The following is a 25,674-nucleotide window of genomic DNA, read 5'->3' on the forward strand; positions in this document are numbered from 1 at the left end:
TTTTGATCTCGCTTTCGCGAAAGCGTATTCTAAACTACTACTACCTAAAGATGAGAATCACTAATAAAAGATATTTTTGCTCATTAAAACATCCAAAAAATAAAAACTGACGTATATTTAAAAACCGCTTTATAATCAACATGTTGTGGTTTTAAAGGAGCTACCTATATAAATAATTTAAAAGAGTCAATGATTAAAAAAACACTTGTACTATTCTTTTTTCTAATTTCTCTTAAAGTCTTTGCTGTTGATATATACGTGGATCAATCAGCTCCTACTGGTGGTAATGGTTTAAGTTGGGCTACTGCTTTTCAAGATATACAAAGTGCGGTAAACGCAGCTTCTAGCGGTGATCAAATTTTAATAGCTCAAGGGATTTATCAACCTAGTACAGAGATTGATATAAATATTCCACTAACATTAATAGGTGGATTCCCAGCAGGTGGCGGTATTCAAAATAGCACGATATATACTACTCAAATTCAAGCAGATTTTGATCCAGTAAATTTGATTGCAAAAATATTTGACATATCTACCACTGCAGATTTTAATATTTCAGGAATAGCCTTTTTTAATTGTAGAATTGCGATTGAATCTAATTCAAATCTATTTATTCATCAAGTAAGCTTTGATCAAATTCTTACTAATGCGGTTCGACTTACAGGTGTTTTTACCACATGTAAAATTAGTGATAGCTTATTTACAAATATTCAAGAGGAATCTATAAGAGGTTTTGGACTTACGCTACAAAATTTTGATATCACAAGATCCACGTTTGAAAATAATATGGATCAAGCCATAAGCATTGGAACAAGCACTATTAATACTCAAATAAGCAAGTGTAATTTTAGAGGATTTGATACCACGAGTGGTATCATCAACCTAGGTGGATTTAATGCTCCAGCAGGCGCCACAGCTGTTATTACTGATATAATAGCAGAAAACAATACTCTAGTAAGCGGAGCAGTCCTAACTTTTAATAATATTGATCTTACACTTACTAACTCTATTTTTAATAATAATAGCGGTGAAGGCACTATCAACTTGCTAGGTAATGGAGGTAATTTAATGATGGATCAAACCAGATTCACAAACAATACTGCAATAAGTGTTTTTCCTAAACCTGTTATGGGAATGAGGAATGTAGAAATGATTGTAACAAATTGTTTATTTGAGAATAATAGCGCCACTGGATCGGGACCTTATGTCGTAGGAGAAATAAGAGGAGATGTTACTAATCCAACGGTTACATTCCGCAATTGTGATTTTATTAATAACACGGCAAATGGATCTGCTGCAAGTATTCTTCAAATAGGGTATGGCGCTTATGCTATTGTAGATAGCTGTGTTTTTGATGCTAATAATAGTAATGTATTTATGGGTATTAACTCTGTTAATCCTATAGGTATGGAGATTACTAATAATACGTTTAAAAACCATACTCTTAATGAGCCATTAGTTTATATGTATGACACTACTAATGGACCTTATACTGTTGAATTATCAGATAATATTTTTTTAAATAATGTTTTTACTCCTGTAGAAATTACTAGATTTTCAGTTTTGAATAGCAATAGAAATACGTTTATAGGTGATAATATTGACGTAGAAATAAATCGCATTCTTTCTTTCAACTCAAAAAGTGATTACTATAGAGGTAATAGTACCGGTGGTATTTTTTTAAGTTTAGGAAGAATAGATGCTGCTGTTGAAAACATAATGATGATCTCAGAGCAAAATGGAGGCTCGCATTTGCTGTTGGATTCGGCAAATGACACTGCATTAAACATAACAAATGGAACCTTTACTGCCTCAGACCTAGCGACAACAAATGTATCAGTACGATTTAATTCTATTTTACCTTCTACTCTGCATAACTCAATTATCTGGTCAGGAAGTAATAATCTAACCCAAAGTGGCTTTTCAGGAAACACGAGCAACTTAACTGTCAACCACAGTCTAGTTAAAGGAGAAAATCCTGCAGGCACGGGAAATCTCAATGGCACTTTAATTACAAATGAACCCATATTTGTAAATCCCACCGCTTATGATTTTAGAATGCAACGCTGTTCACCTACTGTTAATGCAGGTCTTAATTCTTATACAAATTCACCTATCGATTTAGGAAACAATCCTAGAATATTTGAGACCACGATTGATTTAGGAGCCTATGAGTTACAAATACCTTTTAACGCAACATGTATCGTTCCTCCTATTCCTAACTGTACTTCTTTATTATCACCGCTTGATGGTTCGATTGATGTGCCTCTTACCAGTAATATAGTCTGGAATGCAGTTAGCGATGCTATAGGCTATAATATTCAAGTGGGAACCACAGCAGGAAATAATGATATCGTTGATGTAACTTTAGGTAATACAACCTCTTATAATTTTTCAAATCTATTACCAGCAGCCTCTCAATTATTTGTAACCATTACACCTATTAACGGTAGTGGTAATGCTATAAATTGTACTGAAGAAAGTTTTTTTACCGCAAGTGCTTTGAACAATTGCACAAATCTATCAACACCTCTAAATGGTGCCACAGCGGTAATGACAGATACTGATTTAACTTGGAATCCTGTTGCTAATGCTACAGGTTATATTATAGAAATAGGAACAATCTCTGGTAGTTCAAATTTAATCAGCGCAGTCGTCAATGCTAATGTCACAACCTATAACATCCCATTTGATTTACCTGATGCCTCTGAGATATTTGTTAAAATTATCCCTTTTAACGAATTAGGAGAAGCTACGGGATGCGTTGAAGAAAGTTTTTTTACAGATATCATCGCTATCGTTCCTCCATGTACATCCATTATTTCTCCTTTGAATAATGCAATGAATGTTCCTATAGATACCGATATTTCTTGGAATCCAGAACCAACTGCAACGGGTTATTTTATTTCCTTAGGAACCGCACCAGGACTGACTGATGTGTTGAACAATTTTGACAATGGAAACAGCACCGTTTATAATCCACCTACAGATTTTACAGCTGGCGGATTCTTTTACGTAATTATAACACCGTATAACACAGTTGGTAATGCAATTGGTTGCACCGAAACTAGTTTCATGACATTACCTCTTGCAGGATGCTCCACTTTGACAAGTCCCGTAAGAGCCGATACTAATGTACCTGTAACCACAAATTTAACATGGGATATAGCGATAAATGCTACAGGATATCGAATAAGAATAGGAACTTTTCCTGGTGCTGGAGATATACTTCCTGACACTGACGTAGGAAACACAAATACCTATAATCCGACATTTAATTTACCATACGGTACTGTTATTTATGTAAAAATTACTCCATATAACTCATCTGGAAGTGATCCAGCTTGTTCAGAAGAAGAATTCACTACCGAAATAATTCCTGTCGTTCCATCATGTACGAGCATCATCGCTCCAATGGATAACGCCATTGATGTGGCGATTGATACTGATATTTCTTGGAATGCTGTAGCAACTACAACGGGTTATTTTATTTCCATAGGAACCGCACCTGGATTGACTGATGTATTGAACAACTTTGATAATGGAAACGCTATACTTTACAATCCGCCAGTAGATTTTGCGGAGAATACTACTTTTTATGTAACGATCACTCCTTATAACGCCGTAGGAAATGCGGTAGGTTGTGCTGAAACTAGTTTTACTACTGAAATAATTCCAGTCGTTCCACCATGCACCACGAACATCGCTCCAATGGATAATGCCGTTGATGTGGCGATTGATACTGATATTTCTTGGAATGCTGTTGCAACTGCAACGGGTTATTTTATTTCCATAGGAACCGCACCTGGATTAACTGATGTGTTGAACAACTTTGATAATGGAAACGCAACACTTTATAATCCACCAGTAGATTTTGCGGAGAATACTACTTTTTATGTGACGATTACTCCTTATAACGCCGTAGGAAATGCAGCAGGCTGTGCAGAAACTAGTTTTACTACAGAGATTATTCCTGTCATTCCTCCATGTACGAGCATCATCGCTCCAGTGGATAATGCTATTGATGTGGCAATCGACACTGATATTTCTTGGAATCCAGAACCAACTGCAACGGGTTATTTTATTTCCATAGGAACCGCACCTGGATTGACTGATGTGTTGAACAACTTTGATAATGGAAACGCAACACTTTATAATCCACCAGTAGATTTTGCGGAGAATACTACTTTTTATGTGACGATTACTCCTTATAACGCCGTAGGAAATGCAGCAGGCTGTGCAGAAACTAGTTTTACTACAGAGATTATTCCTGTCATTCCTCCATGTACGAGCATCATCGCTCCAGTGGATAATGCCGTTGATGTAGCGATTGATACTGATATTTCTTGGAATGCTGTAGCAACTGCAATGGGATATTTTATTTCTATAGGAACTGCACCAGGATTGACTGATGTGCTGAACAACTTTGATAATGGAAACGCAACGCTGTATAATCCGCCAGTAGATTTTGCGGAGAATACTACTTTTTATGTAACGATCACTCCTTATAACGCCGTAGGAAATGCGGTAGGTTGTACAGAAACTAGTTTTACTACAGAGACGATTCTAGTAGTTCCTCCATGTACGACCATCATCGCTCCAATGGATAATGCCGTTGATGTGGCGATTGATACTGATATTTCTTGGAATCCAGAACCAACTGCAACAGGTTATTTTATTTCCATAGGAACCGCACCAGGATTAAATGATGTCTTAAACAATTTTGATAATGGAAACGCAACACTTTACAATCCACCGGTGAACTTTCTAGAAAACGCTACGTATTACGTAACCATCACACCTTACAATGCAGTAGGAAATGCGGTAGGTTGTGCTGAAACTAGTTTTACTACTGAAATAATTCCTGTCGTTCCACCATGTACGACCATCATCGCTCCAATGGATAATGCCGTTGATGTAGCGATTGATACTGATATTTCTTGGAATGCTGTAGCAACTGCAACGGGTTATTTTATTTCTATAGGAACCGCACCTGGATTGACTGATGTATTGAACAACTTTGATAATGGAAACGCAACACTTTACAATCCACCAGTAGATTTTGCGGAGAATATTACTTTTTATGTAACGATCACTCCTTATAACGCCGTAGGAAATGCAGCAGGCTGTGCAGAAACTAGTTTTACTACTGAAATAATTCCTGTCGTTCCTCCATGTACGACAATCATCGTTCCATTGGATAATGCCGTTGATGTAGCGATTGATAATGATATTTCTTGGAATCCAGAACCAACTGCAACGGGTTATTTTATTTCCATAGGAACCGCACCTGGATTGACTGATGTGCTGAACAACTTTGGTAATGGAAACGCAACGCTGTATAATCCGCCAGCTGATTTTATTGAAGGAACAACTTACTACGTAACTATTATTCCATACAATGCAGTAGGTAATGCTGTTGGTTGTACAGAAACTAGTTTTACGACTGAAATTATTCCTGTCATTCCGCCTTGCGCGACCATCATTGCTCCTGTAGATAATGCGATTGATGTGGCAGTTGATACATTCATAAGTTGGAACTTTTCGCCAGGTGCAACTGGATATATCATAAGCATTGGAACAACTCCTAACGGTACAGATGTTCTCAATAACTTTGATAATGGTAGTAACGTCTCTTATGGAGGTAATCAGAATCTTCCGGAAGGAACTATATTATATGTAACCATAACTCCATATAACGGTTTGGGAAATGCAGTAGGTTGTACATCTACTCGTTTTACAACTAGAAGATTAGATATAGATATCCCTAAGTATTTCACGCCTAATCAAGATGGTTTCAATGATTTATGGGAAGTAAAAGATCCCACTGATAAAATTGAGGTGATTTCAATTTTTGACAGATATGGCAAATTACTGCTTACCCAATATACCGCTCCCTATTTATGGGATGGGATTTTCAATAATAATACTTTGCCATCAAGTGATTACTGGTATCAAATCAAGCTGAATGATGGAACTGAAATTACAGGCCATTTTACTTTGAAGAGGTAGTTTTAGTACGCTTTCGCGAAAGCGTTTATAAAACACTCTTATCAAATCTTGACATCATTCACTCACCCATAAGCCCTATTCACTCATTGTAGCTAGTAATCAGGTTTTTACAAGATTAGTTTTATACCAACTTTAAAACTTTAAATCATGAAAAAATTATTACTCTTAGGTTTCATAATGCTCATGGCATTTGTTTCTCAGGCCAAAACTATTACTGGAAAGGTAGTTGACGAAACCAATACGCCTCTTCTAGGTGTAACTATCTTTAATAACACTAGTAAAAAATCTACCTCTACGGGCTTTGACGGATTATACTCTATTGAAGCCAAAAGAAATGAAATTTTGACTTTTCATGTAACTAACTACCAACCCATTCACATTAAAGTAGGAAAATCGGTATTGAATATTTCCATGAAGCCTGAAATCCAACAAAGCTTCATCAGTTGTTATCGTGTCATGCCTAAAATCGAATCTCACGGCACCATAACCGATACAATCCAAAAAAATAAAAAATCGATTGCCGAAATATTAAAAACTCAAATTCCGCATGGGTATGTAACAAACCGAGACACAATAAGGACTAAAACCAAAGATATTCCCTTTAAAGAACGTTTATACCTAATTAATGGTCAAGCAACTAAACTACAAGATTCAGGAATTTTGGATACTCAAGAACTCGAAAGAATTCAATTTGTAAAAGAAAAAATAGAACCATTATTCATCATTAATGGAAAACTTGCTACTGTAAAAGAGTTTAGAGCAATCAATCCAAGGAACTTAGAAAGCCTCACAATCATAAGACCTGCTGGAGAATTAATTCTTCATAACAATAGAAACTTAGATAGAATTATAGTTATCGAAACAATAGATAAATAGTCATTAAATCCCATTAGAATATAAATAATACAAGTGAATCCAGTTTAAATCAATTAATAATCAGTAAATTAACATTTTTAACATTTTATATTCTTAAAAATTGATGTTTAACTGTAATTAACTCAACATTTCTACGACTAATTATTTTCAAACGACGCAGATTGGATAAATGAAAAGGCTTAGAAGCCAAAAGTACTTTTCATAATCAGCGTCGTTTTTTATTTTAAATGAATTCTTTGTATTATTGAATACACTCTCACTATCATGACTTCAAAAGCAACAACTCCTCAAGAATATCTAGAAAATTTACCTGAAGATCGTAAAGATGCTATCCATAATTTAAGAAATGTAATTCTCAAAAACATGCCGGCAGAACTGGAAGAAGGGATGCTTTATGGTATGCTGGGTTATTATGTACCTAAGTCTGTTTATGCACCTGGCTATCATGTAGGCAAAGAATACTCACCGTTACCATTTATGAATGTTGCCTCACAGAAAAATTTCATTGCTCTTTATCATTCTGGTATTTATGCACATCCACCGTTAATGGAATGGTTTAAAGAGGAATACCCTAAACATTGTAAATACAAACTGGATATGGGAAAAAGCTGTATCCGTTTCAAGAAAGTAAATGATATTCCGCTAGAATTGATAGGCGAGCTTTGCACTAAAATGAGCGTCGCTGAATGGATAAGTATTTATGAAAGTGTAATTAATAAGTAGAACCATCTACCTCATCGCCTCTTGAGCCCAACAAACTAATTGTTCAAACTGCTCTTCTCGAGACATTTTACTCGTATCAAGCAATTTAGCATCTTCGGTCTGTGTGAGTGGACTGTCTTCTCTGGTAGAATCGATATGATCTCTTTCTATCACGTTTTTAAGCACTTCTTCATACACAACTTCGTCTCCACGTTCTATGAGTTCATCATAACGTCTTTGTGCACGTACTTCTGGTGCTGCGGTCATGAAAACCTTTAACTCTGCATCTGGAAAAACTACGGTTCCTATGTCGCGACCATCCATGACTACGCCTTTTTCTTTTCCCATTTCTTGTTGCTGCGCTACTAACTTTGCGCGTACTTCTGATACTTCGGCCACAAGACTTACTACACTACTTACTTCTAGCGTGCGTATTTGCTTTTCAATATTTTCACCGTTAAGATATACGTCAGCACGATCTGTTTCTTCATTGCGTTTAAAACTGACCTGAATCTTATCTAAAGACTCCACGAGTTCTTGTGTATGGAGATGATTGTTGCGGTATATTTTTTCGCTTAAAGCGTAATAAGAGATAGCTCTATACATCGCACCAGTATCCACATAAATGTACTTGAGCTGCTGCGCTAGTTGCTTAGCCGCAGTACTCTTTCCTGTACTGGAATGTCCGTCTATGGCTATGGTAATCTTATCACTCATTATTGTAAATTTATGTTTACTCCAAAAAGGCTCGTATGAGAAGCTAGTGTATATCGAGCGTGTGTATAACTGAATCGCATTTTATTAATTTTTAATGAGAATCCTGCACTGACTCCAGAAAAAGCTCTGGTATCCTGAATACTCAACTCTTGTGCCCTGCGAAAATTGTACCCAATTCTTACCTGGAAGGTTTGCTCTGGAAAAATCTCTACTCCAAAAACCGTATGACGCAATGCATTATTTAAAAAACCGGGCTTGTCCTCGATAACGTTGCCGTCGAGATCTGTTTGATTATTAGCATCATTTGAGAAAGCGATATTCCATTGTTGCAGGTTCTCAAATGTGACATGAAGTCGCAATGGTAGGTTTCTCATATTGTTTGAAAATCCAAGTGCTACTTCAAGCGGTAACTTTTCACGTATTTCATTATATGGTGTGAACTGAACTCCTATATTGCGCACTACTAGTGCGATTCTTATGTCTTTATCTTCATTATAAAACAAGGCGCCAAAATCCACAGCGCCACCTAATGAAGTGTATTGCTCGAGCTTAGATGAGATCACCTTAACATTTGCTCCTAAGTAAATATCAGAAAACGGAATATTATAAGCATATCCTGCAGATATCGCTACTTCATTACCGCCAAATTCTCCCGTGGAAACTCCTTGCTCGTTATAACCATCAAAGGTTCCGTAATCTAAATAAGTAACTCCTACGTGAAAGGTTTGCACTCTACGATCCCAAGTGTAAGCATAACTCGCCGTACCATAATTCACGTCGCCCAGATAATTAGCATAGTTGACTTGAAGTTGATTATCCATTTTAGGATTGATCGTCGCAGGATTGAAAATTCCAGAAGTAGGATCATAATCCACACCAGTAAGCACGCGTCCACCTAGAGCAGCTTGCTTAGTTCCAGCCGGTAGGTTAAGAAACTGGTATGTGGTTCTTCCTCCTATTTGCGCTTGTGCGAAAGCAGCAGACAAAATCAGAAGCACTAAAAACGATATGTGAGATTGAGATATTTTCACTTATAAAATAACGACTGCAAGTTTAATTTATTTTTGAGCGTGTTACTAATGATTGAATAAGGAATTTAAGATTAAAACCTCTTTTTCAGATATAAAGAGATGAAGCTAGGTTGAAGTATTAAAATCATCTGTTTTTCAAGTCTTCAAATTTAAATACCCCATATGGGGAATGTTATGACATCAGTATGATGGATAAATTTGAATTCATCAATAATTTACCATCATGAAAAAAATTACTCTGATTCTATTTTTATTTGCAGGCAGCTATTTATTTGCTCAAAACCAGCTGTTATCTGCTGTTGAACAATATTATGACTCCTCTACTTCATCATATACAAACAGTAGCGGCTATGATTATGCATATGATTCTAACAATAATTTAATTTCTGAAATCTATTACTACTGGGATACTCCTTCAAATAGCTTTGTTCCTAGCTACAAACAAGAATGGACTTATAATTCCAATAATAAAACAACATCCATCATTTATTCCAACTATGATAATCAAAATAGTCAATATTTAATAAATGATCGAGAAATACTAAGTTATAATGCTCAAGGCGAATTAATCGAAATCCTAGATCAAAATTATAACGGTAGCCAATATGTGGATGATGCGAGAAGTACATTTACATATCAAAACGGAACACCTAACGGATTTATATATGAAGAATGGAACGGATCACAATGGGCTCCAGAAGAAAGAGCTACTGTAAACTATAACACAAACGGAACTATAAATAATGCCGTTTATGAGGAAATAACAAATGGTGTTTTTGGGATTTATGGAAGAGAAACTTATCAGAACAATTCGAGTGGTTTAATTACTACGGCTACTTATGATATATATGACGGAACTAATTATACTGCAGATCAAAGAATCGATTATGTTCTAGATAGCAACGGCAATAGATTAAGTGAAACCGAATCCTATAATCCAGTTTCTACACCAAATTTTAAGGAAGAATTTACTTATGACACTTCTATTTTAATGAGTGCTTTAGCAAATCCTTTTAAGGATAAAACAGGCATTGATTATGTAGGTTATAATAATCCACACGTAAATAAGGTACTCACTAAAATCCAATCAAACTATGATGATACCTCAATGACTTTTCAGATATCTAGCAGAACCATTTATAACTACAACAGTACACTAAGCGCAGATAAGGAAGTTCAACTGGTTGAATTCAAAATTTTTCCTAATCCAACAACAAGCATTATCAACGTTGCATCTCAAGAGACCTCTCTATCTCAAATCGATATGTATGATGTACTTGGTAAAAAGGTATTTACTACAACTCAAACTACTTTCAATATCTCAACACTACATGATGGATTATACATTATGAATCTTACAGATGAGAATGGAAGCGTTACAAGTCAAAAGATTGTGAAGAATTAAGCCTAACGCTTCTTCAACTACAAAGCTCGAGAATTTATTCTTGAGCTTTTTTTATGAATTATGCAAACATCCGTCCCAGCCTTCCCATACCTAATCGGTAGGCAGGCTTCAAAGGAAGGAGCTGTTTTAATTTTCAAAATATCATCCGTGTATCAAACCCTTTTGATATTCAGCAAGCTGAAGTATCTGTTTTCCCTTCGCCTGAAGGGAAAGGCTTTTTGAAATTCTCGAAAACAAAAGCGATAAATAAAAAAATCCCCAGCACTAGCTGAGGATTTTTAAATAATATTAGAAAGAGAATTAACTCAACTTCTTAGCATTCTTAACCTTTTGCTTAGTGAGTGCTAGCTCTAGAACGTCGCTCATATCACTTACATAATGGAATGTCAATCCTTTGAGGTACTCAGCTTTTATCTCTTCGATATCGCGTCTGTTTTGCTCACAGAGTAGGATTTCTTTGATACGTGCACGTTTAGCTGCAAGAATCTTTTCTTTGATTCCGCCTACTGGCAGGACTTTACCGCGTAGGGTAATTTCTCCTGTCATGGCGATGCTTTTCTTCACCTTACGTTGCGTGAATAAAGATACTAGCGAAGTCAACATCGTAATTCCAGCGCTAGGTCCATCTTTAGGAGTGGCACCTTCTGGCACGTGAATGTGAACGTTATACTTTTCAAATACCTCAACAGGAATACCTAGTTCGTCAGCATTTGCTTTAATGTACTCCATGGCTATGGTAGCACTTTCTTTCATCACTTTACCTAGGTTACCCGTAATCGTTAGATTTCCTTTTCCTTTAGAAAGAATAGATTCTATAAAAAGAATATCTCCACCTACTCGAGTCCATGCCAGTCCTGTGACTACTCCAGCAACATCATTATTCTCGTACTTATCACGCTCCATACGTGGCGATCCTAGTACTTCTATAATGGTATCGTTAGTTACTTTTAAGTCATAATCTTCTTCCATAGCGATGCTCTTTGCGGCATAACGCACCATTTTTGCGATTTGCTTATCCAGCGAACGCACACCACTTTCACGAGTATAACCTTCCACAATCTTTTCGATTTGTGGTTTTGCTATTTTGAGATGTTCTTTAGTAAGTCCATGCTCTTTAAGTTGTTTAGGTAATAAGTGTTGTTTCCCTATCTCAACTTTCTCTTCAATCGTGTAACCAGTTACGTTAATAATCTCCATACGATCGCGCAACGCTGGCTGTATAGTGTTTAACGAGTTACACGTCGCTACAAACATGACTTTACTTAAGTCAAATCCCATTTCTAGGAAATTATCATAGAATGAGCTGTTCTGTTCTGGATCTAGAACTTCAAGCATCGCACTTGATGGATCTCCATTATGAGAAGAACTTAACTTATCAATCTCGTCCAGTACAAAAACCGGATTAGAGGTTTTGGCTTTTTTAATGCTTTGGATAATACGTCCAGGCATCGCTCCTATGTATGTTTTACGGTGACCACGGATCTCAGCCTCATCACGTAATCCACCTAGTGAAATACGTACATATTCTCTTCCCAGAGCCTCGGCCATAGATTTCCCTAGAGAGGTCTTCCCTACTCCTGGTGGTCCATATAGACATAGAATAGGCGATTTCATATCATTACGCAGTTTTAATACCGCTAGATATTCAATAATCCTTTTCTTCACTTCGTCAAGACCGTAGTGATCACGATCTAATATTTTCTTAGCACGTTTGAGGTCAAAGTTATCTTTAGAAAACTCATTCCATGGTAAGTCAAGGAATAAATCCAAGTAATTGCGCTGTATAGAATACTCTGCCACTTGCGGATTCATGCGTTGCATCTTTGCAAGCTCCTTTTCAAAATGCTCCTTTACCTTATCATCCCATTTCTTAGACTTAGCACGTGTGCGCATCTCATCGAGTTCTTGATGAGAAGAAACGCCGCCACCTAGCTCGTCTTGAATCGTCTTCATTTGCTGGTGTAAGAAATACTCACGCTGCTGCTTGTTAATATCAGAATGCACCTTAGACTGGATATCATTTTTAAGAGCCAGTTTTTGTTGCTCTACGTTCATATAACGCAAAGTTTCTAGCGCGCGATCTTTCAAATCGTTCATTTCTAGTAACTGCTGCTTTTCAGACACTTTTAAGTTCATATTTGAACTCACAAAGTTGACTAAGAAAGAGTTTGACTCTATATTCTTAATAGCAAAACTCGCTTCACTAGGAATGTTAGGGCTTTCTTTAATGATTTCCAGGGACAGCTCTTTAATGGAATCTATGATTGCATTAAATTCTGAATTTTCTGGAAGCGGTCGTGCCTCAGGAATATCAGTCGCACGAGCGGTAATGTAAGGTTGTTCTGTAAGGATTTCTCCCATTTTAAAACGTTTCTTACCTTGAATAATCACGGTCGTGTTCCCATCAGGCATTTTTAAAATGCGCAAAATACGAGCAACCACACCTGTTTTATGCAGGTCGTCTGCGCCAGGTTCTTCAATGGATTCGTCTTTTTGAGCGACTATACCTATGACTTTATTTGCTTTATTTGCTTCCTCGAGCAACTTGATAGAACGATCTCTTCCTGCGGTGATAGGAATCACCACGCCTGGAAATAACACCATGTTGCGCAATGGCAAGATGGGTAATTCCTCGGGAACAGACTCATTATTCATTTCTTCCTCGTCCTCGGTACTTAATAACGGTATCAATTCTGCCTCGTGATCTAAATCACCTAGTGACAAATTGTCTAATTTAATCTTCTTTGGGTTGAACATATGCTTTCTTCTCGCCACTATGTCACAAAACACGGCGGCTCTTCAAGTTTATATTAATATTTTTATGGCAATGAGATGTGATTGTTACGCTTTCGCGAAAGCGGGAAAACCACCATTAAAACTCTTTAAATGAGCATTTTAAAAACTCATTTACACATTGCTAGCTTGCTGCATCGCTTATAACGAAGCAACTTGCTACGATTAGTTTTTCAAATTCAATGCCACTCCACTGTAACAAATTGAAAAAAGCTGCATCTTTAAATCGTAACACTAACCAAGTGACACCAACCGAAACTGAAATAACGCTATACGACTTGTGCGAGCAAGGCGATCAGAGAGCACAACTGCAAGTGTATGATAACTACTCACGTGGTATGTATCACGTTGCGTTGCGCATACTGAACAACAGTGCTGAGGCTGAAGACGTCATGCAAGAAAGCTTGATTACAGCGCTCAACAAGATGAGTCAGTGGAATCGTGAGGCGACCTTTGGCAGCTGGTTAAAACGCATAGTGATCAATAACAGTTTATCGTTATTGCGCAAGAAGAAAAAGATGGAAACCGTATCCTATGATGATGTGGCCTACCACCTAGAATCGCAGGCAGATGATGAGCAAATCGATATGGAAGAAGCCGGAATGACTGCGCAAAAAGTACTGCAAGTTATGAATGAATTGAAAGATAATTATAAGCAGATTTTAACGCTGCACCTAATAGAAGGAATGGATAACGAAGAAATATGTGAGATTATGAATATAAGTAACGCCATGTGCCGCACTACTCTATCTCGCGCCAAAGAAAGTTTAAGAACTAAAATTAAAGCTCATGCCTAAATCCATGGAAGACTGGTTTAAAGATCAAGACTTTAATACCACAGAGTTACCAAGCGGTCACCGCGATAGATTTTTGGCGCGTTTACAAAACGCTCAAGAAGATGCAAAAGTAGTCTCTATAGATAGAGATGGAATTGCTCAAGGTAATGATGACGCTACTAAAAACCACTGGTTCAAGTGGTCACTCGTTGCTGGACTAGCGATTCTTATAGGTTTTGCTGGATTTAACATGGGATCTACCACGAGTAATGATCTCGCTAGTGTATCTCCAGAAATGTCCAACGCTCAAGATTTTTTCTCAAATACAATTACTGAGGAATTAAGAAAACTAGAAGCTGAAAATAGTCCAGAAACAGAACGCTTAATAGCCGATACTAAAACACAATTACAGGAACTGGAAAATGATTATAAACAATTGAAACTGGATCTAGACACTAGTGGTAACAGCCGTCCTGTAATTGCTGCCATGATTCAAAATTTTCAAAATAGAATAGAATTGCTGGAAGCAGCACTCGATCACATAGAATCTCTTAAACAACTTAAAACTAACATTGATGCAACCCTACTATAAAATACTCTTACTCGCTTTTTTACTGCCACTTGCAGTAGTGGCTGGTCCTGAAAAAGGAAAACACACCAAAAAGAAAAGCCTTAAAAAAGCATACACGGTCAATAAAGACGCCATGTTATTACTAGATAATAAATACGGCAGCATGACTATTACCACATGGGATCAACCTCGAGTGGAAATAGAAGTTCACGTAGAAGTTACTGGAGATGACCAAGAAGATGTCGATGAAAAACTACGTGAAATAGATGTAACTTTTGAGTCCAGTGCTAGTCGCGTAAGTGCTCGAACTATAGTAGAAAAAAACCGCAAAAATTGGAGCTGGAGCAGCTGGTTTAGCAATGACGATAAAGTAAGTGTTGAAATTAATTATGTGGTTAAAATGCCTATCACAAACGATCTCGATGCTCGCAATGACTACGGTACTTTATCACTCGATAAATTACAAGGTCATGCTCGATTGAACTGTGATTATGGTAGAATGGATATAGGTGAATTACTCCACGAGGATAACTACATCAAGATGGATTACACAAAGAAGTCCACGATTGATTACGTAAAATCTGCCACGATAAATGCTGACTATAGCAGTTTCTCACTCGGTGAAGCTGATAAAATAGAACTCAAAGCAGACTATTCTCATAGCGAATTCAAAAAAGTAACAGACCTAAATATCAATACTGACTACGGCAGTATTTCCATAGGAGAAGCGACAGACTTTACCGGTCGTGGTGATTATGTAAGCTTTAAAATAGATACCATTGTAAAATCGCTCAACCTCAATACTGACTACGGTTCTATAAGTGTCGCAAGATTAAAAGCTGGATTTAAGGAAGTAACGATACGTAGTGATTTTACCGGAGTAAAAGTGTATTATGAACCTAGTGCCAACTTTGATTTTACGGTAGATACTGAGTTTGCTGGAATATCACTTAGCGATGCCGCAACGGTTACCCGATCAGACAGTGATCATACCGACAAGTTAAAAGCCGGATATAACGGTACTGAAAATAGCGGAAATACAATCAACATAAGAACATCTTATGGATCTGTAAAGTTGAGAGCTATTGATGATTGATGATTAGCGATTAACGATTGGAGATTTTTGATGAATATTGAAACACCCATCTCCTGTCTTCCCTCAAGGGAAGATGATAATGTAAGTTTGAAGCCTTTTCCCTCGAAGGAAATGCCGAAAGGCAAAGGGTGTTTTTGCATCATGATTAACGAGTCATATTTGAATAACAATAACTCGAAATCTTTTCCCTAACCCTAAAGGGTGAGATTTCTAAATTGAAATAACGATAAGTTTATGAACCCTTTAGAGCTGGGGAACGGAAACAAGACAATAACAACAACCTAACTACAATAAACAACAACTCAGTAATTAAAAGTTGTAACAAGAATAATAACTGTTGATTTTTAAAGAACAAATAATCCGAAATATGTTTCACAAAACTTAAAGATTAACGATTGGAGATTTTTGATTTTTGAAGAATAAATAATCCGAAATCTTTTCCCCAACCCTAAAGGGTGAGATTTCTAAATTGAAATGACGATAAGTTTACGCACCCTTTAGGGCTGGGGAACGGAAACAACTCAACAACCCAATAACCCAATAACCCAATAACCTAACAACCAAGAAACCCAACAACCCAATAACCCAACAACCCAACAACCTAAATTTAAAAACCCACAACATGAAAAAGATCTTATTATTATGCATCGTAGTATGCAGCGCACAAATGACAACCGCACAATGGTTTGGTAACAAATCGGTAAAAGGAAATGGCGAAGTAACCACACAAACTTTCAACACTAGCGATTATGATGGCGTGGCCGTTGCAGGTTCTATGGACGTGACTTTAGTTCCGGGAACAGAAGGTAAAATCACCGTATCCGCTGAATCTAATATTATGGAACACCTCAAGATTGAAGTTAGCAGTGGAAAACTCATTATAGGGACTAAGAATAACACAAGCATCAATCCTAAAAGAGCGATTAAAGTAACCGTTCCTGTGAAATCAATTGATTATGCTAGCGTATCCGGTAGCGGTGAGATCATGAGTGATATGACGCTGAAGTCGCGCAATTTTCGTTTGAAAGTTTCTGGTTCTGGAGATATGAACTTAAATATAGAAACTGATAACTTAAAAGCAAGTGTTACAGGAAGTGGTGATATGGCCATCACCGGTCGTGCCGAAAATCTAGATGCAAGTGTAACTGGTAGTGGTGATTTAAAAGCCACTGGTTTAAAAGCAAACAACGTAGAAGCCTCAGTTACTGGTAGCGGTGATGTAGCTGTTTATATCAACGGTGGCGATTTTAAAGCACGAGTAACCGGTAGCGGTGATATACGTTATAAAGGAACGACTCGTAATGTAGATAAGAAAGTAACCGGTAGCGGTGATATCGATAAGATGTAAGCTCGTAGACTATTTAATGATTGAAAGCCTTGATGAAAATCAGGGCTTTTTTTTGTGCGCTTTCGCGAAAGCGTGATTACAATACATTAAAGTCTAACAGTATAGGTGTGTTTTCAAGTGTAACTTGAGTTATGTGCGTGTATATAAGTGGTGATTACTTATAACCAAATCTCGCAGAATTTCTTTTCAATTTTTATTTGCTAAATTAGGTGTGTTAAACACATCAATAATTGTACAGATACACCATATTTCCTATTTGGAAGTAACCAATTGAAAAACAATCTTTAATCAAATACATTACGTATGATAATAATTGGTCTTAGATTAATAAGTTTTGAACTTTTAGTTGCTCTTCTTGTAAAGTAAATTGATTTCTAAAAATTGGAATATTAATAAAGCTCGTAAAATGAAAGTTACAGTCGAAAAAAATGAAAAAGTTGCAAAAATGATATTTGCATCCATTTATCCACTTTACTTGAATAGGTTGGAGAAAAATAGTCGAACAAAAGAAGAACTCAACCAAGTAATAGAATGGTTTACAGGTTTTAATAATGACGATTTACAAGCACTTATTGATAAGAAAGTGACTTTTAGAACATTTTTTCAAAATGCTAAAATTCATCCTAACGCACACTTGATTAAAGGAGTCGTATGTGGTTATCGAATTGAAGAAATAGAAGATGAATTTGAATTGTATAAACAATGCAGTCAAATGGAAAAACTCATTGATGAACTAGCAAGAGGTCGTAAAATGGACAAAATTTTACGTGTAGACAAGAAATAAAAACGGGTGCCCATAAAGAACCTAGATTAAAAACAACCTATTTTTTCAATAATTGAAAAACTTATGATGCTAGGCTCATAGATTCAGTTGTTTGATTCTAGAGCCTTTTTTATATACAAATTTGTTGCTAAACGGCTGAATAAAACTGTTTACTCATTGAAAATGCCCATTCACTCATTATTAGTTTCACAACTTACAATCAAGGATTAGATTTAGAAAAATAATCTAAGCATAACATGGATAGACAGAAATTTATAATAACCTCAGCTTTAACAGCCATTGGGTTGTCAACTTTTGGTTCAGTACTTAAAAAGCCAGATGGAACCTATAACGGAGATTGTGAAACTACTAATGATATATTAGGTCCTTTTTACAGGCCTGACGCTCCACTTCGTGCTAACTTGTTAAGTAAAGGACTGGTAGGGTCAAGAATTCAATTAAAAGGTACCATTTATAAATCTGATTGTATAACTCCACTAGACAATGCTATGGTGGAAATTTGGCATTGCAATACAAAAGGTGAATATGACAATGATACTACTGATTATAATCAACGTGGACGTTTAATGACTAATAAACAAGGAGAATACTCCTTCGCAACCATTATTCCAGGGAAATATAAAAATGGTAGTTTATATCGTCCAGCTCACATTCATTATCGTGTAACAGAAGAGAATAGTAAAGAATTAATCTCGCAAATCTATTTTAGAGGTGATCCACATATAGAGAAAGACCCATGGGCTTCTCAGGCAAATGCTACTATGAGGATTTTAGAAATTATACCAGAAGATACCAGTGGGAATTTGGTCATACATTTTGATATTTATTTGAAAGAGAAATAAATAAGGTTGTTTTCAGACCTATGGTTAGTCATTATCTTAATCCCAACAGTTCTTATAAACAACCGTGTCAAACATTTAAAAAATGAAAAAAATATTGAATCTAATACTGCTGTTGTTAATTGCAAACCTGTCTCAGGCTCAACATTGTAATTGGGATTATGAAGAGATTACAGTTATAAAATTGATTTCAAATAGTGATGATAAATCGTTAATAGATGTAAATATTACTGTAGTAGATTCTTTAAATCAACCCATAGTTAATTCTGGTGAACCTTTAATGTTTTGGCAAAATTTAAGGAATAAAAAAGATAGCCTGACAGGTATAAATCTGTATTATGAAGGAGGCATTAATCGACCTTATTATTGGTTCGCTAACGATAATTTTGTTTATGTCTCGCATCGTGAAGATAAGAAGCCAGTAAGGATTAAGATAACTCAGAGAAAAGCTAACTCAGAGAAAAGACATATTGAGAATACAATTATTGAAATCCCTACTTGGTATACCCAACCATTATGCACCAATTCATCTAATTGGCTAAGCGATGAGTCACCAGCTTTTATTAAAGGTTACAAACCTTATATAATTAGAATAAAAGACTCGCCTAAAAACAAACTTCAGACTAACAAAACGAGCTATTCAGAATCTGATACTATAGTTTTAAAAAACATCACAAATCAAATGATGGAATTAAAAACTACAGGTGGAATGAATCCTTACCCAAATGTGATGATCCAAAAGTATCAAAATAATGGCTGGATAAATCATTACAAAAATGAGCAAATGTTACAAGCAGGCCTTTCATTTATGTATTTATTTGAAAACACTAAAATTAATATTAATCTCAAAAGTCTTTATCAAGGTTTAAACAGTTTAGATGACGGAAAATTTAGAATTGTATTAACGACGACAGATTATAAACACATATACTCAAACCCATTCCTTATAGAATCAAATTGATCATTGTGTCTCCTACATTTCATTAACTTTAAGGCTTAATGCGAGGCTGTGATTCATTCAAAATTTCATAACTTCACTATATTAAAGCATAAACCAAAAGGACAATGCGTACCGGCTAAAACGTCTCACTCGCCTTATACCTTTGCCGTTGTAAGTCATTAAAACAAACCTATGAACAAAGCAATTAATCTTCAGAAAAACCTAATGATTTTCGGAATACCATTATTAATAATCGGAATAATGGTGTTCATTACGAAATCAAATATATTTAGCGCAAATCCAAGTAGTTTATCTATTGGAATTACATTTGATTTATTGTTAACTGTACCACTCGTATATTTTCTATTAATTAGAAAAACAAATATCCCAAAAACAACAGTAGTACCATTTTTAATTGTTGGTATTATTATTTGTTCGCTAATACTTCCAACTGAAAATCAATATTATCTAAATCTTTTTAAGACTTGGGTACTTCCAATCGTGGAACTATCAATTTTATCGTTTGTTATATTCAACGTTCGGAAAGGAATAAAACGATATAAACTAAACAAAACAGAATCGGTTGATTTTTTCGCATCATTAAAAAATACTTGCTATGAAATACTTCCAAAAGGAATAGTTATTCCTGTTGTAACCGAAATTGCAGTTTTCTACTACGGATTTGTTCATTGGAAAAAAAGAAAATTGAAAGACAATGAATTTACTTATCACAAAGACAGCGGAACAGTTACTCTATTAATTGCCATTATATTTATAGTAGCTATAGAAACAATTACATTTCATATTTTATTAGCGAAATGGAATACTACTGTTGCTTGGATTTTGACTTTTTTGAGTATTTATTCTGGTATTCAAATTTTTGGATTTGTAAAGTCAATGTTCAAAAGACCAATATCAATTGAAAACGACAAACTGTTCCTTCGATATGGTATTATGAACGAAACTACTATTGATTTAGTAAACATTGACAGCATTGAAATTTCATCAAAAGATATAGAGTTGAACACAGAAAATCGAAAGCTATCATTTTTGGGAGAATTGGAAAGCCATAATGTAGTTATCAGATTAAAGAAAGAAAACACATTAATTGGACTATATGGAATTAAACGAACATATAAGAATTTAGCATTACACGTTGACAATAAAATTGAATTTAAGAATCGAATAAATAACGCCTTACAACAATCGCTATAAGTAATTGCTTGTTCTCGCCTACTTCTGAAAATCCTCGCGGATTTTCAGCTTGGTGTTTACTTGCAAAGCTAAGTGCTAATCCACGCAACTACTCATAGCCGAACCGTTAGGTGCAATTAGAACAAAACAATCTGAATGAAAGGAGAATTAATACAATTTTTAAGAACAAAAGATTATAAGTTCATTGAAGAAATTGGTCAAGGCGGAACTGGTAGAACAGTCTTGCTTGAAGACGAAATTATCAATGAACGTTTTGTTTGCAAAAAATACTCACCTTTCTATGATGAACACAAAAAATTATTCTTCAACAACTTTAAGGATGAAATAAAGTTACTACATCTTCTCTACCACCAAAATATCGTTAGAGTATTCAACTATTACTTATATCCAGAAGAACATACAGGATATATTTTAATGGAATTTGTAAAAGGGCAAAATATTGCTTCTTTCCTAAAAGATAATCCAGACAAAATAAATGATGTTTTCAAACAAACAATAGACGGATTTATACATTTAGAGTCTGCAAAAATATTACACCGTGATATTCGTCCTGATAATATCCTGGTTTCAGAAAAAGGAATAGTTAAGATAATAGATTTTGGATTTAGTAAAAAAATAGATTTCGAATCTGATTTTGACAAAAGTATTTCATTGAATTGGCGTTATTCACCGCCAAATGATTTTGACGAAAAAATTTATGATTTCAGAACTGAATTATATTTTATAGGTAAACTCTTTGAAGAAATTATCAAAGAAAATGATTTTCAAAACTTTGCTTATAAAGAACTTCTAAAGAATATGGTTGATGCAGACTACAACAGTCGTATTGCATCCTTCTTTGACTTAAATAGAAGAATAATATCTGAATCGACACCTGAAATTTCTTTTACAAGTCAGGAGAAAAAAGTCTATCAAAGTTTTGCTAGCGATTTACAAAGCGTCTTTTCTAATATCGATATTGACGCTGAATATATTTCTGATATTCAAAAAATAATAAAAGAAATTGAGGAAGTTCATAAAAATTCGATTTTAGAAGAAAATTTACAAAGTCAAAATTCCCTTGCTCGATGTTTCATAAAAGGAAACTTTCGATATTGGAAAAACAGAGATATAAAAGTAGATACGGTTTATGCTTTTTCAAAATTTATAAGTTCTGCATCAAAAGAAAGACAAAAAGTTATTTTAAATAATTTATGGCAGAGATTGGATAATATTGAAAGGTCTGACCCTAACGAAAAAGATGATTTACCCTTTTAAAAAAACTGCACCTAACACGGTGTTATGCAAATAACACTCTGTATATATTGATATTATTGTCTTTACAAATGGTATAACAAAAATGGTACAACATAGGTACAACTTTTTAAACCTTATATCATACCCTTGTAAAATACTGTACTAAAACAAAAAACCACTCCTTTTAAGAGTGGTTTTCTTATGTCTATTTAGTAGTTTTTAACTTGCCGTACCAGAGCCTAAATAGATACTATTTGATACTTGACTACCATCTGCCGAAACAAACGCCATAAATAGCTCTACTGTGTCTCCTGCGTATGTGTTTGGTATTGTTACTGTTTGTGCTCCAGCTGTTCTATCTGCCCCATCAAGTAGATAGATAGATTCCTTTTTTGATGGGTTGTAAACCAACACCATTGCTTTATCAGTTGCATTTGCATTTCCTTCCGCTGAATTATCTCCCCAACTAAAATCAACTTGACCTGCATTTGATAAGTCCGTAACGCCATTTAAAACGCCTGAGAGACTTCCTCTACTCAGTAATGCATTAGTATAATCAACCGTAAAATTGGGTGCAGTACCAGTGATAGCATTGTTTAACAAATAAGACATTGCAGAATTAAATTCTGTACGCTTATTAGCGAAATTCTTGTAACCAACCCTTAAAAAGGCTTTATTCGGTTGAAGAAATTCCAACACGCTTGAAAATTTGGTTCTTTGATTTACTTGCCCTTCCGTTCTTGGATTCGCAACACTTGAAGGCTTGATTCTGATGTAATCAATACCTTTCCAATTACCACCGATAATGTTTCCAACTTTACCAGATAGTCCTCCTAAAATTCCTTGAGAGATTTTGCCCATAACATATGTAGATTTAAAAATTACTTATTCGAACCTGGTACGGACTTAATTCGGACATAACAATATTTTGGTTTTGACCTTTAAGCAAATATAAAATCTTCTGCAAGTCTTTTACATCTTCTCGTTGCGATTGCCTTTAGTTGCTCCCTATTACTTTGCCCCTATATATTTTTAAAAGAAAAAATGAAAAAAAAGAAAGCAATATAGAATTGTGGCGTGGGTAATGGCGACAAGGTTTTTGGGTAAAAGTTTTTCTTAGCAAAATGTATCAAATTATATTCAATAGTATATTAGAAAAAGTTTTATCCAAAACCCGTAGGGCTTGACCTTTTCGGCATTGTGCGGTGGGCGAAGGAAGCCACATATCTTTGATTTCTTTTTAATTATTTTTTGAAGCCTGAATTTAAATCGAAGACTATGGAAAATCCTTTTGAAATTATCAATCAAAGATTAGAACGTATTGAAACTTTACTTGAAAACATTTACAGAGCAAGTAATATCAACGAAACTGGAATTGCCACAACTCCAATTATGAATATTAAGCAACTGTCAGCTTATTTAGACCTATCTGTATCGGCTTTATACAAAATGACAAGTACTAAAGAGATTCCGCACGCAAAACGTGGTAAAAGGCTTTATTTTGATAAAAAAGATATAGATGGTTGGGTATTGGAAAACAAAGTAACTACTTCAAGTGATATTGAAAGAATGGCTACTGAGTATATTCTCAAAAATCCTGTTAAGTATCCTTGATGTTCTGCTTTTCTGGGGAATTAACACTTAAAAAAATAGGTCTATTCCGAATTGAGCGTTGGGTGATGCGTTTGTAAGTGTAGCGTTTTAAATAGTTGTTTGATAAAACAGCATTTAAATAAGCTACTCTTACAGGACTTATAGACGATAGCGTATTGCTTTTTTGAGGCACGATAAAAAGTAATATGCTATGGCGTATGACTACACTTTATAGACCTATTTTTTTATATCCTATTTCTTGGGTGGTGGGGAAAAGTGGACAATTAATGTGCTTAACGAAATGAGACAAACAAAGACTTGAGCTAAGGAATACTTGGACTTAGTGATGGTTTTGTGCAGTTCGAATGAGTTAAGTGCTTTAATTGATATATTTATCAATCATATGACCGTGTTTAAAGGTCTGAATGTCTTTAATAGTGTTTGATATAGCGTCATTATGAACTTCAACGAAAAACATATTTATAGCGTAAAGGTTTATCCTTAAAGACTCCATTATTACTGAATCTAAATATACACCGAACTCCCATAGATATGTAAATCGTGATTGTTCCTCTAAGGAATTAAATTCGTATAACGTCATTTTGTTGCGACAATAAATTATTTAAATCGTGTAAAGTAATCGGTGTAGATTCAAAAACCATATCTAAATCATTGTTTTGATACAAAATGAAACTAATATGATTATTTGCGTAACTAATAATTAAATGGTCATTTTCAAACTGTAACATATAACCGTCCAATGATTTTGTGGAAAATGCTAACTGTGAATATTTGCGAAAGGCATTAAAAGAATCTTTAGTGTTTTTAAATTCAAAACCGACACGCTTATTGTTGTTATTAATAGCATTAAATGAAAATGATATTATTTCTGGATTAACCTCTAAACACACTGAAGCTTCTGATTCAGATGTGCATTGAATGTTTTGACCTATAACTAAATAGCTTATAAACAGTAGAATTAAAGTTAAATGCAAATTTTTCAGCTTAAGCAAGATATTAAATATTTTGATAGTAACGGATGTTAATCTAATTCGGATGTGCGCGTTGGCTTAGCGGATATTTTACATAATAGCAGTTATAGCTACGAAAATATAACAACACGCCGTAGGCAACCTATGAAAGGATTTTTGCTACTATAACTTCTATTATGTAACATAGCTTGGGGTTGTTTTTGTGGCGCTGTAATTGTTTGAGCGTTGGCGATAGCTCTTTACTTTTTTTAGGAACGAAGAAAAAGTAATGTGCTATTAGAGCGTTGGCTACAATTACCGTGACTTAAAAACAACAGTGTGGTGGCGAGCGGAACACAATAAAATACAGAGGTTTCTTGCCGTAGCAATAAACTGGATTTTATTGTGTGGGGATTTTAACGGACTAAAGTATTAATCTAAGAATTTAGTAGCTTTTTTATCTAATATTAATTCCGCAACCTTATTAGATTCTTCAGGATTAATTACAGAAATCAATTCATTATAACGAACGGATTCCCATAATTTATGCTCTTTACTACCAACTTCATTAGGTTCATCAGATATTAAATAAAAGTTGTTATCCTTTAGCGATTTGTTGTATTTGCTTGTTAACGACGAAATCAACGTAAAGTAATGACTTATGTTTTTATCAATAACGGATAAAGACTGATCAAATGATAACGATTTTGCTCCAATTAAAGAACCATTAAGGCCAATACAATCCATCTCGTAAGGAAAGTATATTGAA

General features: G+C 35.1%; 21 protein-coding genes. 15 read left to right on the forward strand and 6 right to left on the reverse strand.

All coding sequences use genetic code 11. The annotated features are described in order from the left end of the window. Positions 1–189: 189 nt before the first annotated feature. From ACSHWW_RS13155 to ACSHWW_RS13165, 3 genes are all read left to right on the forward strand, one after another. Positions 190–6,012 (forward strand): T9SS type B sorting domain-containing protein, encoded by a 5,823-nt coding sequence (locus ACSHWW_RS13155; RefSeq protein WP_435682926.1) that lies wholly within the window; start codon positions 190–192, stop codon positions 6,010–6,012. Between the two features lie 147 nt (positions 6,013–6,159). Beyond that, a complete protein-coding gene (locus ACSHWW_RS13160) occupies positions 6,160–6,888 on the forward strand; it encodes a carboxypeptidase-like regulatory domain-containing protein (protein ID WP_435682927.1) in 729 nt (242 codons plus the stop codon). Between the two features lie 264 nt (positions 6,889–7,152). After that, positions 7,153–7,611, forward strand: coding sequence for a DUF1801 domain-containing protein (locus ACSHWW_RS13165; protein ID WP_435682928.1), 459 nt, complete (start codon positions 7,153–7,155; stop codon positions 7,609–7,611). 6 nt (positions 7,612–7,617) lie between these two features. Here the strand turns inward: ACSHWW_RS13165 and cmk are convergent, their stop codons facing one another. Continuing rightward, positions 7,618–8,307, reverse strand: coding sequence for a (d)CMP kinase (gene cmk, locus ACSHWW_RS13170; protein ID WP_435682929.1), 690 nt, complete (start codon positions 8,305–8,307; stop codon positions 7,618–7,620). Next, a complete protein-coding gene (gene porQ / locus ACSHWW_RS13175; protein ID WP_435682945.1) occupies positions 8,307–9,332 on the reverse strand; it encodes a type IX secretion system protein PorQ in 1,026 nt (341 codons plus the stop codon). The genes cmk and porQ overlap by 1 nt, the downstream gene beginning before the upstream one ends. A gap of 229 nt (positions 9,333–9,561) precedes the next feature. On the opposite strand from porQ, the gene ACSHWW_RS13180 reads away from it, so the two are divergent. Further along, positions 9,562–10,743, forward strand: a complete 1,182-nt coding sequence (locus ACSHWW_RS13180; protein WP_435682930.1) for a T9SS type A sorting domain-containing protein — start codon at positions 9,562–9,564, stop codon at positions 10,741–10,743. Positions 10,744–11,043: 300 nt separating this feature from the next. On the opposite strand, the gene lon is transcribed toward ACSHWW_RS13180, so the two are convergent. Beyond that, positions 11,044–13,500 carry an endopeptidase La gene (lon, locus tag ACSHWW_RS13185; protein ID WP_435682931.1) on the reverse strand — a complete coding sequence of 819 codons (2,457 nt, stop codon included), beginning with the start codon at positions 13,498–13,500 and terminating at the stop codon, positions 11,044–11,046. Between lon and ACSHWW_RS13190 the strand changes: the two genes are divergently transcribed. From ACSHWW_RS13190 to ACSHWW_RS13235, 10 genes are all read left to right on the forward strand, one after another. Next, positions 13,469–13,633: a hypothetical protein gene (locus ACSHWW_RS13190; protein WP_435682946.1), complete on the forward strand. Its 165-nt coding sequence runs from the start codon at positions 13,469–13,471 to the stop codon at positions 13,631–13,633. The genes lon and ACSHWW_RS13190 overlap by 32 nt on opposite strands. Before the next feature lie 106 nt (positions 13,634–13,739). After that, positions 13,740–14,333 carry an RNA polymerase sigma factor gene (locus ACSHWW_RS13195; protein ID WP_435682932.1) on the forward strand — a complete coding sequence of 198 codons (594 nt, stop codon included), beginning with the start codon at positions 13,740–13,742 and terminating at the stop codon, positions 14,331–14,333. Next, on the forward strand, positions 14,326–14,904 hold the full coding sequence (locus tag ACSHWW_RS13200; protein WP_435682933.1) for a hypothetical protein: 579 nt from the start codon (positions 14,326–14,328) through the stop codon (positions 14,902–14,904). Before ACSHWW_RS13195 ends, ACSHWW_RS13200 begins: the two co-directional genes overlap by 8 nt. Then, positions 14,888–15,979 carry a hypothetical protein gene (locus tag ACSHWW_RS13205; protein WP_435682934.1) on the forward strand — a complete coding sequence of 364 codons (1,092 nt, stop codon included), beginning with the start codon at positions 14,888–14,890 and terminating at the stop codon, positions 15,977–15,979. The genes ACSHWW_RS13200 and ACSHWW_RS13205 overlap by 17 nt, the downstream gene beginning before the upstream one ends. Positions 15,980–16,601: 622 nt before the next feature. Beyond that, on the forward strand, positions 16,602–17,327 hold the full coding sequence (locus tag ACSHWW_RS13210) for a head GIN domain-containing protein (RefSeq protein WP_435682935.1): 726 nt from the start codon (positions 16,602–16,604) through the stop codon (positions 17,325–17,327). A 406-nt stretch (positions 17,328–17,733) separates the two neighbouring features. Then, positions 17,734–18,111, forward strand: coding sequence for a DUF2200 domain-containing protein (locus tag ACSHWW_RS13215; protein WP_435682936.1), 378 nt, complete (start codon positions 17,734–17,736; stop codon positions 18,109–18,111). A 236-nt stretch (positions 18,112–18,347) separates the two neighbouring features. Then, positions 18,348–18,953 carry a hypothetical protein gene (locus tag ACSHWW_RS13220; protein ID WP_435682937.1) on the forward strand — a complete coding sequence of 202 codons (606 nt, stop codon included), beginning with the start codon at positions 18,348–18,350 and terminating at the stop codon, positions 18,951–18,953. An 82-nt stretch (positions 18,954–19,035) separates the two neighbouring features. Continuing rightward, complete coding sequence (locus ACSHWW_RS13225; protein WP_435682938.1) at positions 19,036–19,911, forward strand: hypothetical protein; 876 nt, start codon at positions 19,036–19,038, stop codon at positions 19,909–19,911. Between the two features lie 171 nt (positions 19,912–20,082). Beyond that, positions 20,083–21,105: a hypothetical protein gene (locus ACSHWW_RS13230; protein ID WP_435682939.1), complete on the forward strand. Its 1,023-nt coding sequence runs from the start codon at positions 20,083–20,085 to the stop codon at positions 21,103–21,105. Positions 21,106–21,240: 135 nt separating this feature from the next. Continuing rightward, a complete protein-coding gene (locus ACSHWW_RS13235; protein ID WP_435682940.1) occupies positions 21,241–22,362 on the forward strand; it encodes a protein kinase family protein in 1,122 nt (373 codons plus the stop codon). A gap of 198 nt (positions 22,363–22,560) precedes the next feature. On the opposite strand, the gene ACSHWW_RS13240 is transcribed toward ACSHWW_RS13235, so the two are convergent. Beyond that, a complete protein-coding gene (locus tag ACSHWW_RS13240) occupies positions 22,561–23,202 on the reverse strand; it encodes a DUF6266 family protein (RefSeq protein WP_435682941.1) in 642 nt (213 codons plus the stop codon). 417 nt (positions 23,203–23,619) lie between these two features. Between ACSHWW_RS13240 and ACSHWW_RS13245 the strand changes: the two genes are divergently transcribed. Next, entirely contained in the window at positions 23,620–23,955 is a 336-nt protein-coding gene (locus ACSHWW_RS13245) for a helix-turn-helix domain-containing protein (protein ID WP_435682942.1), read from the forward strand. Positions 23,956–24,515: 560 nt separating this feature from the next. Here the strand turns inward: ACSHWW_RS13245 and ACSHWW_RS13250 are convergent. Then, the gene (locus ACSHWW_RS13250) at positions 24,516–24,947 is read right to left on the reverse strand and encodes a hypothetical protein (protein WP_435682943.1); all 432 of its coding nucleotides are present in this window, start codon (positions 24,945–24,947) and stop codon (positions 24,516–24,518) included. A gap of 390 nt (positions 24,948–25,337) precedes the next feature. Further along, positions 25,338–25,674, reverse strand: a 337-nt coding sequence (locus ACSHWW_RS13255) for a hypothetical protein (RefSeq protein ID WP_435682944.1), incomplete at its 5' end; no start/stop codon positions are given.

The sequence above is a fragment of the Nonlabens sp. genome, assembly GCF_051251825.1.
In the GTDB taxonomy this organism is placed as follows: Bacteria; Bacteroidota; Bacteroidia; order Flavobacteriales; family Flavobacteriaceae; genus Nonlabens.